This window comes from Enterobacter sp. YSU (assembly GCF_016082135.1).
GTDB lineage: Bacteria > Pseudomonadota > Gammaproteobacteria > Enterobacterales > Enterobacteriaceae > Enterobacter > Enterobacter hormaechei_C.
The window spans coordinates 1,061,959-1,076,940 of the sequence record NZ_CP059487.1 but is presented as its reverse complement, the minus strand read 5'-3'; the positions used below and the strand labels follow the sequence as shown (position 1 = coordinate 1,076,940).

The following is a 14,982-nucleotide window of genomic DNA, read 5'->3' as shown; positions in this document are numbered from 1 at the left end:
GCTGCCTGATTAACTCCTAAACACCTCCCTCCGATGCCAATCCACAAACCCCTCACTTGGATAATTCCCTTTCACCATCGGCAAAGCAATCTCCTTCCCTGCAAAATCCCAGAACAGCTGCCCAACAATCCCGCCCCCATTCACCGCCTCGGAAACCAGCACCCGCATACTCTCATCCAGCCCAATCGATCTCTTATCAAACGCCTTATGATGAATCGCACACAGTGCCAGTCCGTTCGGAATCTCACACGGCCCGCCAAACTGCTTCCACTTGATATGCGCGGCTTCAAGTCCAACAGAGGCGTTATCATGTCGCATGTTAAACCCGCAGATTGCACACTCATAGTTATAAGCTCGCAGAACCTCCTGGCGGAACAGCGGGTCGCGAACCTTACGAATCTGCTGGATATCAAAACCCATCTCATCCGCAATATCTTCCTGTATGCTTTCTGGAAAATGCGCTTCAAGGATTTGCTGCGCCAGCGAGCCGATCAGGTTTTTGTTCTTACTCAGCAGCGCAAAGTGTTCTTCATCAAATCCGCCTGCGACGTTATGTTCTACAAGTTCTTTAACAGGCGGTTGTTTACTGCCAGTGGTCGAACAAAACTCAGTATTCTTCAGATCCCAAAAACCGTCTCCTTTGAGCCGCCAGAAGGGCATATTTGGATAATGTGCCTTCCTCTGCGGGCCAAAGCGTTCTAACAGGCTAAGCAGCTGCTCGTGAACCTCGGTTCCGTAATCAAACAGTCTCGCATGCCCCTGCTGATAGTTCGCCAGTACGTACAGAAGCAATAAAGGCTTATGCGGCGCACGCTGTTCGCCTTTGTGCCAGATAGTGATGTCGGCAATTGCCTGTTCGAGAGTTTTGCTGGAAGCCATCGCGTTACGGAAGAAGGTAAATAATTGCGATGATGCTCGCAAAATCCAGACCAATCAACCCGCAATCAACAAAAACATGACCTTACCGTACATAACTCTATTTCCTGAATCCCCCTCGCAAATTCCAAATTTCCCCAACCCAAAACCGCTGTATTTATATTCAGCCCTGTATAATGAGCACCAGAAATTACGCCGAATGGCAAAAGGAAGTATCAGAGAGAATTTAACGAAGAATTCGCGATATGAAGGTGCTGCAACACCCCCATACCGCTAACCACAACCAACTAATATGGAGTTGTATATGGCTGCGACGAATTTTAAGCCAGAGTTTACCGTTTGCAAAACAGAATCAGACGCTTTCACCGGCATGATTGAAAACCGCGAGCTGGTACGCAAAAACAGCGCCCGCCGTCTGCACGGCAACCAGCCCGATACCGCGCCCATTCATCCCCGCGCAGAAACGCCTCAGGCCAGTGCCGCCTGCTGCGAACTGTATGCACGCATAGACATGAAATATCTTCTCCTTGGCGGAGACTGGTTAACCCGCGCGGGCTTTATCAACGGCATGCCGGTAAAAATCCGCGCCATGAAAGACTGCATTGTCATTACGCCACAGCATACAAGAGAATTATGGGGATGCCTGGAAGGTATGAGTGTGGTGAATATCAACAAACAGAAAGTCGCGCAGTGGTTGAAGACGTTTCCGGGGGCGCTAAATGATACGGGTGATATGCCGGTGATTAAGCGTGGGAGTGGGAAGGCTGTTTAAACTTCAAGCCAGCCAGTACGGGCATGTAAACCCATGCCCGTACACCGCTAAAAATAACTCAAACATCATGTCTTTGTTCTCTAACAGCCTTAACCAATACAGCATGGAGTTCACCAACGGTTAAATCGCGGATAACAGGTTCGGGAATGCCTCGTAACCTGCGAATCAAACGGCATATACCAAAGTAATCTATGCCCTCAGTGCTAAAAAGAAACTCGTTTTCACCGAGGGAAAACGTTTTCTCATAGCCATCTTCTTCAGTGACAAGCGTAACGCCAAACGCTGCCTCGCAGTCTTCAATCAGGGCATCGCCATCCATGCCGCATATATCAAGGTCGGCTTCGATTAGGGTGTTCTCATCAATGCGCTTGCGATGATGTCCCGAGGACTGACGTACAACCTCAATGACCTGCGAAATAGTGGGGTACATTATGTTGGATTCCGTGGGTGAAGAAATGACGTAGATATTGATTAATAGACTTAGTTAACGCTTGGGACTTATTATTGAAGGTACAAAGAAAATCAAAACAATCCACGTAAACATCCCAATAATCTTTATCGGCCAGGGTTCAAACACATCCAGACACACAATTGCGCCAATCACTAATAGCGGATCTTCTATCAGTTCAGCTATCCCCCCTAAAATATGTAACTTATGAGGCAGTGCCCGATTAAGTAATGTCGCAATAAGTTGTGCACTTCCTAATATGATTGTTATTGCGATTGTACAGTCCTCCCAGTTATCAAAACTAACCAAAGAAATGAGGCATGTAGCCAGTACATAACCACAAAATAATATATTCAGCATGTAAATAATAAACTTGCTCATAGCTTTTGACGAGACGGTTGAAAAATAAAGAGTCTATGAATATAGCGCTCTCAACAGAATGACAAACAACAATGGCTAATAATGCATTTCAGAATTTATTGCGCCTCGCTGATTTCCGTAATGATCAAGTTAGCGGCTTCATGCCAATTCCACGCACTCCACCGCTAAACCTACTTTAACTAAACACCGGCACTCCCAACCCAACCTTCACCTCCCTCAACGTCGCCTGCGTCACCCCCTGCGCCCGTTCCGTCCCGCGCTTCAGCATCGCCATCAACTCCCCCTTATCCCGCATATACATCGCCCGCCGCTCCCGCATCGGCGCAATCAGCTCCTGCAAACACCCCTCCAGCTCGTTCTTACATACCCGGTCCCCAAGCCCGCCGGCCTGATAGTGTGCCTTCATCGCCGCCACTTTCTCCTTGTCCGGATGAAACGCGTCGAGGTACGTAAACACCACATTCCCCTCAATCTGCCCCGGGTCGCTCACCTTCAGGTGGTTCGGGTCGGTGTACATGGCGCTGACCGCACGGTGAATAGTCTCTTCGCTGGCAGAAAGATGCAGCGTGTTGCCCAGCGATTTTGACATCTTGGCGCTGCCGTCAATGCCGGGCAGGCGGCTGGTGTCGCTCAGCATCGCCTTGCAGTGGCGCAGCACCGGAGCAGGCAGCAGGCTGTTCATCTTGTGCACAATCTCGTTGGTCTGCTCAATCATCGGCAGCTGGTCGTCGCCGACGGGCACGCACTCGGCCTTAAACGCGGTGATGTCCGCCGCCTGGCTGATGGGGTAGGCCATAAACCCGACCGGCAGCGAGCGGGCGAAACCCTTCTGCGCAATCTCGTTTTTCACCGTCGGGTTACGCTCCACGCGGGCAACGGTGACGATGTTCATATACAGCATCGTCAGCTCGGCGAGGGCGGGCAGGGCAGACTGCAGGCAGATCGTGGTCAGGTTCGGGTCGATGCCGGCGGCGAGGTAGTCGGCCAGCACTTCGGGGATGTTGTCGCGAATTTTCTGCGGGTTGCTGCCGTTGTCGGTTAGCCCCTGAAGGTCAGCAATCAGCACAAACTGGTTGTGCGTCTGCTGAAGCGCCACGCGCTGGCGCAGCGATCCGACGAAATGACCGAGGTGCAGCGGGCCGGTTGGGCGATCGCCGGTGAGAATGGTTGGTGCGTTCATAAAGACTCCTTAACGTTGTAATGCCGAAAGGGGTCTAAGATGTGAGAAAGCCGCCTTTCGGCGGCTATTTGAAAATGAGGAAAACAACTCCGTGCCGCCTTTAAGAAGGCAGCCACCAGCGGTTTACGGTGAGCACGGCGTGGTTTATGTTCATAGAACTACAGTATCATAATTATTGAACAATTCAATTGCATCCTTCTCTACTTTAAAATGGTTACGATAAGGTTTGCCAAACCCAAGCCTACAGCTACGATTATAACTAACCTTAACTGCTCTATCTTTTTACGCTGTGATATGGCTTCTACTTGCAATGTTTTTATATAGTTTAATGCTGTATCAACATTTCCATTTTGCGTATTTGGTGTGACGTCGACCGTCTTAATATTCTCAGCATGGTTGGCGAGTACACCTCCTCCGGCTCCGGCACAAACAAAAAAAGCCATTTGAGTAAATATAGCAAGGTTCTCGTTGAAATCAGGGGTCATTAAGTCTTTATAGTTTTTTTGGAACAGTTCTGGAATTCCTAATCCCATGAATATCCCAAAGAAAATGAGAGAAACCCCTTTTTCAACGCGCGAAAGACGCTTGCTTTCCAGAAGTGATATAAATGCTAAAAAAAGCCCACCCAACAAAAAAAGCCATGCGGTTTCAAGGCTGGTATACCGCGTTATACTACAACCGATAATTATTAAGAAAAAAGAAATTATGAATGTCTGAAGATTACTTAAACGGTATTTTATGATTTTTTTCATTTGGTTATATGTCCGAGGTATATAATAGCGAGTATCATATAACAAGATCCTCTGCATCTACTGCTGTCAATTATGGGGGGGGCTAAATATGGAGTTCACTTAATGCAAATTACTCCGAAATGCTTTTGAAAAGGCTCTGTAGAGGTAAGATCAATTAACTAAATTTCAGTCATGCGGGGCACGTCATGCTGCAATCACTCAACCACCTGACCCTTGCGGTCAGCGACCTGCAAAAGAGCGTCACCTTCTGGCACGAGCTGCTGGGGCTTGCGCTGCACGCCCGCTGGAATACCGGGGCCTATCTCACCTGCGGCGATCTGTGGGTCTGCCTGTCGTACGACGAGGCGCACCGGTACGTGCCGCCGCAGGAGAGCGACTACACCCACTACGCGTTTACCGTGGCGGAGGAGGATTTTGAACCGTTCTCGCAAAGGCTTGAGCAGGCGGGCGTCACCGTCTGGAAGCAGAACAAAAGCGAGGGGGCGTCGTTCTATTTTCTCGACCCGGACGGGCACAAGCTGGAGCTGCACGTGGGCAGCCTCGCCGCGCGGCTGGCGGCGTGTCGCGAGAAGCCCTACGCGGGCATGGTGTTTACCTCAGACGAGGCTTGAGGCGCGCACTTTCAGCCTGCCCGCCAGCGTCACGTGCGTGGCAGCATCTTCCTGATTGCACAGGTACTCCACCGCCAGCCGTCCCAGCTCGCTGTAGGGCAGTTGGATACTGGTCAGCGGCGGGGTCAACTGCTCGGAGATCTTCTGGTCGTCGTAGCCCGCCAGCAGCATATCCTGCGGGATGCACACACCGTTCACCGCCAGCGCCTGATAGCAGCCAATCGCCAGCCAGTCGCTGGCGCAGAAGATGGCGTCCGGGCGCTCGGCCAGTTCCAGCAGCGAAGCTGTCGCGGTAAAGGACTCGCTGAACTGCCAGTTGGTCTGGCGCACCAGACCGTCGTCGCACGCCAGTCCGGCCTGCTGTAATGCCGCCTGGTAGCCCGCCAGACGCTGGCGCGAGGCCTCCATCCAGCTCTCGCCGGTGATGTGGGCGATGCGCGTGGCGCCGCAGGCGATGAGGTGTCTGGTAACCTGGAAAGCGTTGGCGTAGTCGTCCGGAATAAACGACGGCAGCAGCGGCGAGCCGGGGTCGCGCTGGTTGAGCAGCACCAGCGGGATGCGGGTGCAGTCCTGGAATGCCGTCATATCGACGACGTTCGTGACCGGAGAGGCAAGGATAATCCCGATGCAGTTGCGCTTGTCCAGCTGGCGGATGATGTTCAGGGCCAGCTCCACGTCGTCGCCGTAGTCGTAGACGGTGAGCAGGGTCTCGTTGCGCCACGCCGCTTCCCGCGCCTGGCTGATGGCGTCGATAAACGGGTCGAAGCTCTGCATGGAGCTGACCAGCAGGGCGATCTCCTCCTGGTTGCGCGGGGCGTGAACGGCGGGGAGGCGGTCGTAGCCGAGCTCGGTAGCCACATTAATCACCCGCTGGCGGGTATCGTCGCTGAGCTTGATGTTGCGGGACTGGTTAAGCACCAGCGATACCGTCGCCTGCGACACCCCTGCCGCCCGCGCAATATCGTTCATCGTCACTTTTGTTTTTCGCTTCATCCGTCCTCTCCCTTTCGCGATTTCGCATCATACCCTAACCGCACGCTTTAGCGCCGTCGATCACGTTTCTCATCCATCGAAGCGTGAACTTTGTGAGAGGCGTCGCTTTTCTGAGCGCCACGATTTGCGCATTTATTCTGCAACTAATATTTATTAGCTAAATATTATCAGTAAGAGGATGCGTAATGAAAGAGCAATGGAGCAGGGAGCAGGCACAGGCGTGGTATCAGCAGAAAGGCTGGCTGTGCGGGTTTAACTATCTGCCGTCGACGGCGGTGAACTGGACCGATATCTGGCAGGAAGAGACCTTCGATGCCGACACCATCGACCGCGAGCTGGGCTGGGCGGCGGACGCGGGCTATAACACCCTGCGCATCAACCTGCCGTTCATCGTCTGGGAGCACGACCGCGACGGGCTGATGGCGCGCATCGACCGCTTTTTGACGGTTGCCGACGGTCATGGGTTCAGCACCATGCTGACCCTGATGGACGACTGCGGGTTCTCCGGCGACGAGCCGTACCTCGGCCCGCAAAAGCCGCCCGTACCGGGCAAGCACAACAGCCAGGCGGCAGCGAGCCCGGGACGCAATAAGGTGTGCGATCGCGACTGCTGGCCACAGATTGAGCGCTATATCCGCGACGTTGTGCGCCAGTTTCGCGAGGATAAGCGCGTATTGCTCTGGGATCTGTATAACGAGCCGGGCAACCGCGGCATTTTCGCGACCGGCACGGAGGAGGTGTTGTACGACGAGAAGCTGGAGACCTGCGCGCACGAGTTGATGAAGCAGGCGTTCCGCTGGGTGCGTGAGGAAGACCCGACCCAGCCGCTCACCATCTGCGCGTGGCGTCTGCCGGCGGAAGAAGAGGGCGAGACGTTTTACCAGCACCCGCTGGACCAGACCGCGCTGGCGCTGTCAGATGTGGTGAGCTACCACGCCTATACCAATACCGGGCGCATGACGGCGATTATCCAGCAGCTTCAGGCGCTGGGCCGCCCAATCTTCTGCACCGAATGGCTGGCGCGTCACGTGGGCGGCACCATCGAAGAGCAGCTCCCGCTGATGTACATGGCGAAGGTCGCGCCGTATCAGTGGGGGCTGGTGCGCGGTAAAACCCAGACCTGGCTGCCGTGGCCGGTAGTGATGAAGGAGTCCACGGACTACTGCCGCCTGTGGTTCCACGACGTGTTTGAGGAGAACGGTATCCCGTTCTCACGCGCTGAAATCGCGCTGATGAAGAAGCTGCGCAAAATCGCCCCGAATCCGCAGGGCTAATAATAATGACCCGGCGCGCTGTCGCCGGGCAACCAGGTACGCACTATGGCAATGACAATGAAAATACCGTCTCGCGAGTTGTGGTCTTACTTTGGCTATGGTTTAGGTCAGTGTTTTAGCTTTGGTTTAGTGGGTTCGTTTATTAACTATTTTTACACCGACGTGCTGGGGATCTCGGCGCTGGCGGCAAGTACCATCTTCCTGATTGCCCGTGCGTGGGATGCGGTTCACGATCCGCTGTTTGCCAGCATTATGGACACCATCAACAGCCGGTTCGGAAAGTTTCGCCACTTTTTACTGATCGCCCCGCTGCTGATCACCGGGGTCACCCTGCTCGCGTTCTATAAAATCGAAGCGGATATGACCACCAAAATCCTCTACGCCGGGGTGACGTATATCCTGTGGGGGACGCTGTACGCCATCTCCGATATCCCGTTCTGGTCGATGTCATCGGTGATGACCAACGACTCCGGCCAGCGCACCCGCGCGGTGACGGCGGCGATGCTCGGAGTGAATGCCGGGATCGCCTGCGCTAACATCTTCTTCCCGAAGCTGGCGGCGTTCTTTGCCCAGTACAGCAACGATAAAGGCTACTTTATGGCGGCGCTGGTGATGATGCTGGTGGGCCTGCCGATGATGCTCAACGGCTTTATGCAGATCAAAGAGCGCGTGCCGCCGAGCCCGGAAAAGGTGACGATGCGCGACACCTTCCACAACCTGCGCCAGAACAAGCCGCTGTTTATTGTCCTGCTGTCGTTCTTTTTCTGCGTGTTCCATAACGTGGCGGGCGGTCTCTATATCTACTTCTTTATCAACAATATGGGCGACGGCAGCCTGCAAATGGCAATTGGCGTGATGGGGATAGTGGCGGCGGTGCTGTGCCTGGTCGCCCCGCTGCTGACCCGCCGGATGCAGAAGCGGAAGCTGTTTATGATCCTCTGCGGGCTGGACGTGGCGGTGCGCGTGGTGATGTGGTTCACGGGCTATCAGCACACGGCGTTGCTGTTTATCCTGCTCGGCCTGAGCACGCTGTTCGTGATGATGACCAACATCCTCACCTCGTCGATGATTGCTGACACCATCGAGTACGCGGAATACCACACCCACAAGCGCTGCGCGGCGATCACCTTCTCCGGGCAGACCTTTACCGGCAAGATGTCGGTGGCGGTGGGCGGCGGGCTCATCGGCGTGTTTCTGACGATGATCGACTATGTGCCGCAGGCGCAGTCACAGAGCGACAGCGTACTGGCGGGACTGTTCTTCGGGATTTGTTTGTTACCGGCGATAGGCTCGCTGATCCGAATGGGGTTTATGTCGCGCTTTACCTTTACCGAAGAGAAGCATGCGGAGATTTGTCGGCTGCTGGCGGAGCGGAATGCGTCTGCGAAAGCGCCGGGTAGCGGCTGCGCCTTACCCGGCCTACAGGACCAGCCCTTGTAGGCCTGATAAGCGAAGCGCCATCAGGCTTCGCGTAATGACTTACAGCGACTGCACAAACGCCAGCAGATCTTCGTTGAGCTGGTCCTGGTGGGTCAGCGCGAAGCCGTGCGGCGCGTTGTCGTACACTTTCAGCGTGGCGTTTTTGATCATCTCTGCCGCCAGCTTGCCGGTCGTTTCAAACGGCACGATCTGGTCGTTGCTGCCGTGGATCACCAGCGTCGGCACGTCGATTTTCGCCATATCCGGGCGGAAGTCGGTTTCGGCGAAGGCGGTTACGCAGTCGATGGTGCCCTTCAGGGACGCCAGCAGGGCGATGTTCAGCGTCTGCGTCAGGGCACCGGCAGAAACGGTCTGCCCGGCGTTGGTGCCGTAGAATGGGGTAGCGAAATCGCTGATGAACTGAGCGCGATCTTTACGCAGTCCGTCGCGAATCCCGCTGAACACGCTCTGATCGACCCCTTCCGGGTAGCTTTCGGATTTGCCGAAAATGGGCGTTACCGCGCCCAGCAGGGCAAGACCGGCCACGCGTTCGCTGCCGTAGTTGTTGATGTAGCGCGTCACGTCGCCGCCGCCCATGGAGAAGCCCACCAGCGTCACGTCGCGCAGATCCAGCGTGGTGATCAGGTCGTTAATGTCGGATGCAAAGGTATCGTAGTCATAGCCGTTCCACGGCTGATCTGAACGTCCAAACCCGCGACGGTCAAAGGCGATGGTGCGGTAGCCGCGCTCGGCCAGGTGGTTCAGCTGGCTGTCCCACATATCCCCATCCAGCGGCCAGCCGTGGCTGAAAAGAACCGGTTTGCCCGCGCCGCAGTCTTTGTAATAAATCTGCGTACCATCTTTTGCCTTAAACGTTGCCATAGTGTGTTCCTCTACAGGTGATTGTTATGTTCAGACCGGCGCGACCAGATAACGAATTGCCGGTGATGTTGTGCCCTGATGAAAAGCCAGAACGCGGCTCTGCAACAGGAGGTCATTCATGGTGTGGCGCTCCTGCTGGCGCAGATGCTCGATCCAGGAACCCATCAGGAAGGTCTCGATAAACAGACCCGGACGTTCAATATCTTCGTACACCGCCCAGCTCATCGCCCCGGCGCGGCGGCGCACCCGGCGTAGCTCGTGCACGGCCTGCAAAAACGCTTTCGCGTTCTGCGGGTCGATGATGTACTCATGCGAGACCAGCACCGGGCCACGCTCGTTCGGGAGTTCAATCTCCACCCCGTCCAGCGGCTGCCCGCTCAGGTCGAGATTTAAATCCGGATCTTTCTCCAGCTTCCAGCGGAACACCGTCATGCTCGCCAGCACCATCCCAAGCGTGGCGACAACCAGCGAAGCCGGAGTGCCGAACTGCGAGGCGATCTGGCCCCAGACGGCGCTGCCTGCGGTCATCGAACCGAAAAAGACCGTCAGATACACCGCCAGCGCCCGGGCTTTTACCCAGCGTGCGGCGCTGCGCTGCGCGCCAAGGTTGAGGGTGGAGAGCACCGCAATCCACGCGAAGCCGGTAAAGAACTCAAACAAGTTTAGCAGCCAAAAGTGACGTACAAATGCCAGCGCCAGCATGGTGATCGCAAACGTCAGGCTGGCGGCCACCATCAGCCGATCGGCGTTCAGCCGCTGGCGCAGACGCGGCAGCAGGATGGCCCCGGCAATGGCGCCAAGGCCGATACACGCCAGCATCACGCCGTAGCCCGCCGGGCCTAAGCCCAGCTCGCGGCGCGCCACCAGCGGCAGCAATGCCCAGCCCGCGCTGCCGAAAACAAAAAAGGCCACGGTGCGCACCAGCACGTTGCGCAGCACCGGCGCGGCGTGCACGTAGCGAATCCCGGAGCGCACCGCAGAGAAGAAGTGCTCCGGTGGCAAACGCTGCACGGACGGTGCCGGACGCCAGCGCCACAGCACCCACGCCACGCCCATCACGGACAGCGCGTTCAGGGCAAACACCATCCACGGCCCGGCAAGCGACAGCAGAAAACCGCCCAGCGCAGGGCCAATTGCCCGGCTGATATTGACCCCGAGCGAGTTAAGCGCCACGGCGGAACCCAGCTCGGGCTTGCTCACCAGGTCAGGGACAATCGCCTGAAACGGCGGCGAACTCATGGCCGCACCCACGCTCAGCAGAAACGTCGCCGCCAGCAGAACGGTGGGGGTGACGTGTCCGGTAAAAGAGAGCAGCGTCAGCCCGGCGGCGGCAATGAACACCCACAGCTGGGAGAAGAGCAGGTATTTACGTCGATCAACGATGTCCGCCATCACCCCGGACGGCAGGGCGAAAAGGAACATCGGCAGGCTGCTCGCCGCCTGCACCAGCGCGATATCCAGCGGATCGGCGCTGAGCGTCAGCATGCTCCAGTTGATACCGACGTCGCTCATCCATGAGCCGACGTTAGAGACCACCGTGGCGATCCACAGCATGCGGAACACCGGCTGGCTCAGCGGCTGCCAGGGTGAAACCGCGGGGGCGGGCGTCGTCTCGACGTGTGCGTCGCGAACGTCGTTTACCTGGGTCATGCGAACCTCTCCGTTGTTTTACGCTGCACTCGCCACTGGCCCGGACCGGTAAGGGCGAGGGTGGTGAAGATAATCAGCAGCAGCCAGCCAAACTGCCCCTCGGCAATCGACCAGTTCGGGTGGACCGCCAGCATCGCCACCAGCAGCACGGCGATAATCGGCAGGCACGCCAGGCGGGTGTACACGCCCGCAATGATAAACAGCGGGCAGATCACCTCGGCGACGATCGCCGGGATCAGACTGGCATACGGCCCAAAACCAAACGGATCTTCGATGCGCGTCAGCTCTTCGCTGAAGTGCAGCACCTTCGGCAGACCGTGCACGTAAAGCAGCAGCAGACTGCCGGTCAGGCGCAGAAAGAACAGCCCCGGATCGATCCGGGGCGAAGCGTCATTTTGTTTCATCAGAATGCAAAGCAGCTGCAACCCAGCGCACCCCAGAAAGCGTTATCGTCGGATACCGGCATCTCTGACGTGCGGGCAAAGTCATGCTGGTGGTTGTGAACCCCGCACGGGCCGCTACAGTGGTGAGCCATACTCATACCCACGCGTGCGGCCTGCGGCGGCGCGCTGCGGTAGTGGCCCGGCACCTTCACCACCGGGGACCACTCGGGCAGGACCGGAATGGCGGGCGGCGCGAGTGGGCCAAAAGCGCCTGCGGCATAGACGATATCGCCGTTCACTACGGTGAGGACGGACTCGATGCCCTTGATCTCCTCCTCCGGCACGCGGAAGTAATCTTTGCTGAGCACCGCCAGATCCGCGAGCTGGCCCGCTTTGATCTGCCCTTTCTGGTTCTGTTCGCTGGAGAACCACGCGCTGCCCTGGGTCCAGAGCATGAGGGCGGTATCGCGATCCAGACGGGCGCTGTGATCGTACATCTGCATCCCGCCAACGGTGCGGCCGGAGACCAGCCAGTAGAGCGCGGTCCATGGGTTATAGCTCGCCACGCGGGTGGCGTCCGTTCCCAGGCCCACCGGCACGCCGGTCTCGAGCATTTTCGCCACCGGCGGCGTGTGGCGGGTGGCTTCGATGCCGTAGCGCTCGGCAAAGTGCTCGCCCTGGAAGGCCATGCGGTGCTGGACGGCAATGCCGCCGCCGAGTGCTTTGATGCGGTCAATGTTGGCCTGCGACACGGTTTCGGCGTGGTCGAAGAACCAGTGCAGCCCGTTGAACGGAATGTCACGGTTCACCTTCTCGAACACGTCCAGCATGCGGCTGATGGATTCGTTGTAAGTGGCGTGCAGGCGGAACGGCCAGCGGTGCTCCACCAGATGGCGCACTACGCGCTCCAGCTCGTCCTCCATGCCCGGTGCGAGATCCGGGCGCGGCTCGAGGAAGTCTTCAAAATCGGCGGCGGAGAAGACCAGCATCTCGCCCGCGCCGTTGTGGCGGAAGAAATCGCTGCCCTGGCCCGGCGTAAGCATATCGGTCCATTTTTCAAAGTCTTCCAGCTCGTGGCCCGGACGCTGGGTAAACAGGTTGTAGGCGATGCGGATGGTCATCTGCTTTTTCTCGTGCAGCTCGGCAATCACCTCGTAATCTTCCGGGTAGTTCTGGAAGCCGCCGCCCGCGTCGATGGCGCTGGTCAGCCCCAGACGGTTCAGCTCGCGCATGAACTGGCGCGTGGAGTTGACCTGCTGCTCCAGCGGCAGCTTCGGCCCTTTCGCCAGCGTGGCGTACAAAATCATGGCGTTCGGACGGGCGATCAGCATTCCGGTCGGGTTGCCGTTGGCGTCGCGCTGGATCTCCCCGCCCGGCGGGTTTGGCGTGTCTTTGGTGTAGCCGACCACCTTCAGCGCGGCGCGGTTGAGCAGGGCGCGGTCGTACAGGTGGAGGATAAACACCGGGGTGTCAGGCGCGGCGTCGTTAATTTCGTCCAGGGTCGGCATGCGGCGCTCGGCGAACTGGAACTCGCTCCAGCCGCCCACCACGCGCACCCACTGGGGCGATGGCGTGCGCAGGGCCTGCTCTTTTAGCATCCGCAGGGCGTCGGCCAGGGACGGCACGCCTTCCCAGCGCAGCTCGAGGTTGTAGTTCAGGCCGCCGCGGATCAGGTGCAGGTGCGAGTCGTTCAGGCCGGGGATGGCGGTGTGGCCTTTTAAGTCGACCACCTTAGTGCCGTCGCAGTGGTGTTGCATCACCTCGGCGACGGTACCCACTTCCAGAAATTTTCCGTCGCGCACGGCAACGGCTTCCGCGACAGGATTCTCGCGATCGACGGTGTGAAACTGGCCGTTAACCAGAATGAGATCGGCTTTACCGAGGGTAACCATAATAGCTCCAGACTAAGAGGGGAATGGTCAGGATTATGGGAACCGGTTTCGGCAAAGATCCAGTTATACAATAGGATAGGTATACCAAAGTATAACTATACCTAAGGTTAACTATACGAAGAGATAATTACACCACAGCGCTGTGGGTCATAGGATGAACGCGATTTTATCGGCGTGCTGTTCGCGGCGATTTTAACCTTTAACCTCACTGGATAATCTTATGACCACTTCTAAGCTCGAAGTCTTAACCCCTGCCAACTGTCAGATCATCTTCATCGATCACCAGCCACAGATGGCGTTCGGCGTGCAGTCTATTGACCGCCAGGTGCTGAAAAACAACACCGTGGCGCTGGCGAAAGCGGCTAAGGTGTTCAACATCCCAACCATCATCACCACCGTTGAGACCGAAAGCTTCTCCGGCAATACCTATCCGGAGCTGCTGGACGTGTTCCCGGGCCAGGACATTCTGGAGCGTACCTCCATGAACTCCTGGGACGACCAGAAGGTGCGCGACGCGCTGAAGGCCAACGGCAAGAAGAAGGTGGTTGTCGCTGGCCTGTGGACCGAAGTGTGCAATAACAGCTTTGCCCTGTGCGCGATGCTGGAAGGCGACTACGAAATTTATATGGTGGCAGACGCCTCCGGCGGCACCTCCAAAGAAGCCCACGACTTCGCGATGCAGCGCATGATCCAGGCGGGCGTGATCCCGGTGACCTGGCAGCAGGTGATGCTGGAGTGGCAGCGTGACTGGGCGCGCAAAGAGACCTACACCGCGGTGATGGATATCGTGCGCGAGCACTCCGGTGCCTACGGAATGGGTGTGGATTACGCCTACACCATGGTGCACAAAGCGCCGTCTCGTCAGAAGAGCGAGCACCGCACCTTAGCGCCGGTTCCGGCTCGCTAAGTTCCGCTGGCGGGCTGGTCCCTCATCCGGCTCGCCGCTGCCTTTTTCTCTGGAGTTCACAATGAGTACAGGGTTGATATCCCTCGCGGCAGGCGTGTTGATTGGCCTGATGTATGCCGTGCTGAAGGTGCGTTCCCCCGCGCCGCCCGCGCTGGCGCTGATTGGCCTGCTGGGGATGCTGGCGGGGGAACAGGCGATGCGTCATCTTTTATCCCGCGACAATCCCGAGGGCGTGCAGGTGACGGTTCCCCACGTTCAGCACCTGTCTGGAGCGTCATCATGAAGGCCTGGATTATTTCGCTGGTGTGCGGGGTCGCGGCTGGGGTACTTTACGCCCTGCTCGACGTGCATTCCCCGGCGCCGCCGGTCGTCGCGCTGCTTGGCCTGTTCGGCATGCTGGTGGGTGAACAGCTAATCCCCATCGGACGGCGTCTGGTGAGCCGCGAACCGTTGACCCTGGCCTGGTTTCGTCATGAATGCGTACCGAAGATCAGCGGTACCGCGCCCCCAGCGCCCGCGAAGGAAAGCCGCGACGCGTAACGATTTGTTTGAGGAAAGACAG

General features: G+C 57.3%; 16 protein-coding genes. 7 read left to right on the top strand and 9 right to left on the bottom strand.

The features are described 5' to 3' along the window. Positions 1 to 9: 9 nt before the first annotated feature. Positions 10 to 879 (bottom strand): phosphorothioated DNA-binding restriction endonuclease, encoded by an 870-nt coding sequence (locus tag H2Z33_RS05220; RefSeq protein ID WP_063134992.1) that lies wholly within the window; start codon positions 877 to 879, stop codon positions 10 to 12. A gap of 301 nt (positions 880 to 1,180) precedes the next feature. Between H2Z33_RS05220 and H2Z33_RS05215 the strand changes: the two genes are divergently transcribed. Further along, entirely contained in the window at positions 1,181 to 1,648 is a 468-nt protein-coding gene (locus H2Z33_RS05215) for a SymE family type I addiction module toxin (RefSeq protein ID WP_074133785.1), read from the top strand. 58 nt (positions 1,649 to 1,706) lie between these two features. Here H2Z33_RS05215 and H2Z33_RS05210 read toward each other — a convergent pair whose 3' ends face one another. The 3 genes from H2Z33_RS05210 to H2Z33_RS05200 all read right to left on the bottom strand — a co-directional run bounded on the left by H2Z33_RS05210 (position 1,707) and on the right by H2Z33_RS05200 (position 4,409). Next, positions 1,707 to 2,078: a hypothetical protein gene (locus H2Z33_RS05210; protein ID WP_063134993.1), complete on the bottom strand. Its 372-nt coding sequence runs from the start codon at positions 2,076 to 2,078 to the stop codon at positions 1,707 to 1,709. Between the two features lie 574 nt (positions 2,079 to 2,652). After that, complete coding sequence (gene trpS, locus H2Z33_RS05205; RefSeq protein ID WP_063134994.1) at positions 2,653 to 3,657, bottom strand: tryptophan--tRNA ligase; 1,005 nt, start codon at positions 3,655 to 3,657, stop codon at positions 2,653 to 2,655. Between the two features lie 200 nt (positions 3,658 to 3,857). Further along, positions 3,858 to 4,409, bottom strand: coding sequence for a hypothetical protein (locus H2Z33_RS05200; RefSeq protein WP_032634092.1), 552 nt, complete (start codon positions 4,407 to 4,409; stop codon positions 3,858 to 3,860). 185 nt (positions 4,410 to 4,594) lie between these two features. Here H2Z33_RS05200 and fosA point away from each other — a divergent pair, with 185 nt between their 5' ends. Beyond that, positions 4,595 to 5,020 (top strand): FosA/FosA2 family fosfomycin resistance glutathione transferase, encoded by a 426-nt coding sequence (gene fosA, locus H2Z33_RS05195; protein ID WP_063134996.1) that lies wholly within the window; start codon positions 4,595 to 4,597, stop codon positions 5,018 to 5,020. Here the strand turns inward: fosA and H2Z33_RS05190 are convergent. Continuing rightward, positions 5,006 to 6,013: a LacI family DNA-binding transcriptional regulator gene (locus tag H2Z33_RS05190; protein ID WP_063134997.1), complete on the bottom strand. Its 1,008-nt coding sequence runs from the start codon at positions 6,011 to 6,013 to the stop codon at positions 5,006 to 5,008. The two genes, fosA and H2Z33_RS05190, sit on opposite strands and share 15 nt — an antisense overlap. A gap of 185 nt (positions 6,014 to 6,198) precedes the next feature. On the opposite strand from H2Z33_RS05190, the gene H2Z33_RS05185 reads away from it, so the two are divergent. Further along, complete coding sequence (locus H2Z33_RS05185) at positions 6,199 to 7,287, top strand: cellulase family glycosylhydrolase (protein WP_063134998.1); 1,089 nt, start codon at positions 6,199 to 6,201, stop codon at positions 7,285 to 7,287. Between the two features lie 45 nt (positions 7,288 to 7,332). Continuing rightward, positions 7,333 to 8,727 carry an MFS transporter gene (locus tag H2Z33_RS05180; RefSeq protein ID WP_063134999.1) on the top strand — a complete coding sequence of 465 codons (1,395 nt, stop codon included), beginning with the start codon at positions 7,333 to 7,335 and terminating at the stop codon, positions 8,725 to 8,727. 39 nt (positions 8,728 to 8,766) lie between these two features. Here the strand turns inward: H2Z33_RS05180 and H2Z33_RS05175 are convergent, their stop codons facing one another. Genes H2Z33_RS05175 through H2Z33_RS05160 form a run of 4 tightly spaced genes read right to left on the bottom strand, consistent with a single transcriptional unit; the run spans position 8,767 to position 13,513 of the window. Beyond that, positions 8,767 to 9,588: an alpha/beta fold hydrolase gene (locus H2Z33_RS05175; protein WP_047637761.1), complete on the bottom strand. Its 822-nt coding sequence runs from the start codon at positions 9,586 to 9,588 to the stop codon at positions 8,767 to 8,769. A 30-nt stretch (positions 9,589 to 9,618) separates the two neighbouring features. Beyond that, entirely contained in the window at positions 9,619 to 11,238 is a 1,620-nt protein-coding gene (locus H2Z33_RS05170; RefSeq protein WP_023303025.1) for an MFS transporter, read from the bottom strand. Further along, positions 11,235 to 11,642: a DoxX family protein gene (locus H2Z33_RS05165; protein ID WP_017383877.1), complete on the bottom strand. Its 408-nt coding sequence runs from the start codon at positions 11,640 to 11,642 to the stop codon at positions 11,235 to 11,237. The genes H2Z33_RS05170 and H2Z33_RS05165 overlap by 4 nt, the downstream gene beginning before the upstream one ends. Further along, on the bottom strand, positions 11,642 to 13,513 hold the full coding sequence (locus H2Z33_RS05160) for an amidohydrolase (RefSeq protein WP_063135000.1): 1,872 nt from the start codon (positions 13,511 to 13,513) through the stop codon (positions 11,642 to 11,644). The genes H2Z33_RS05165 and H2Z33_RS05160 overlap by 1 nt, the downstream gene beginning before the upstream one ends. Positions 13,514 to 13,733: 220 nt before the next feature. Between H2Z33_RS05160 and H2Z33_RS05155 the strand changes: the two genes are divergently transcribed. From H2Z33_RS05155 to H2Z33_RS05145, 3 genes are all read left to right on the top strand, one after another. Further along, a complete protein-coding gene (locus H2Z33_RS05155; RefSeq protein ID WP_003863053.1) occupies positions 13,734 to 14,420 on the top strand; it encodes a hydrolase in 687 nt (228 codons plus the stop codon). 61 nt (positions 14,421 to 14,481) lie between these two features. Next, complete coding sequence (locus tag H2Z33_RS05150) at positions 14,482 to 14,703, top strand: DUF1427 family protein (RefSeq protein ID WP_032652455.1); 222 nt, start codon at positions 14,482 to 14,484, stop codon at positions 14,701 to 14,703. Next, positions 14,700 to 14,960, top strand: coding sequence for a XapX domain-containing protein (locus H2Z33_RS05145; RefSeq protein ID WP_003863056.1), 261 nt, complete (start codon positions 14,700 to 14,702; stop codon positions 14,958 to 14,960). The genes H2Z33_RS05150 and H2Z33_RS05145 overlap by 4 nt, the downstream gene beginning before the upstream one ends. The last annotated feature ends 22 nt before the right edge of the window (positions 14,961 to 14,982 follow it).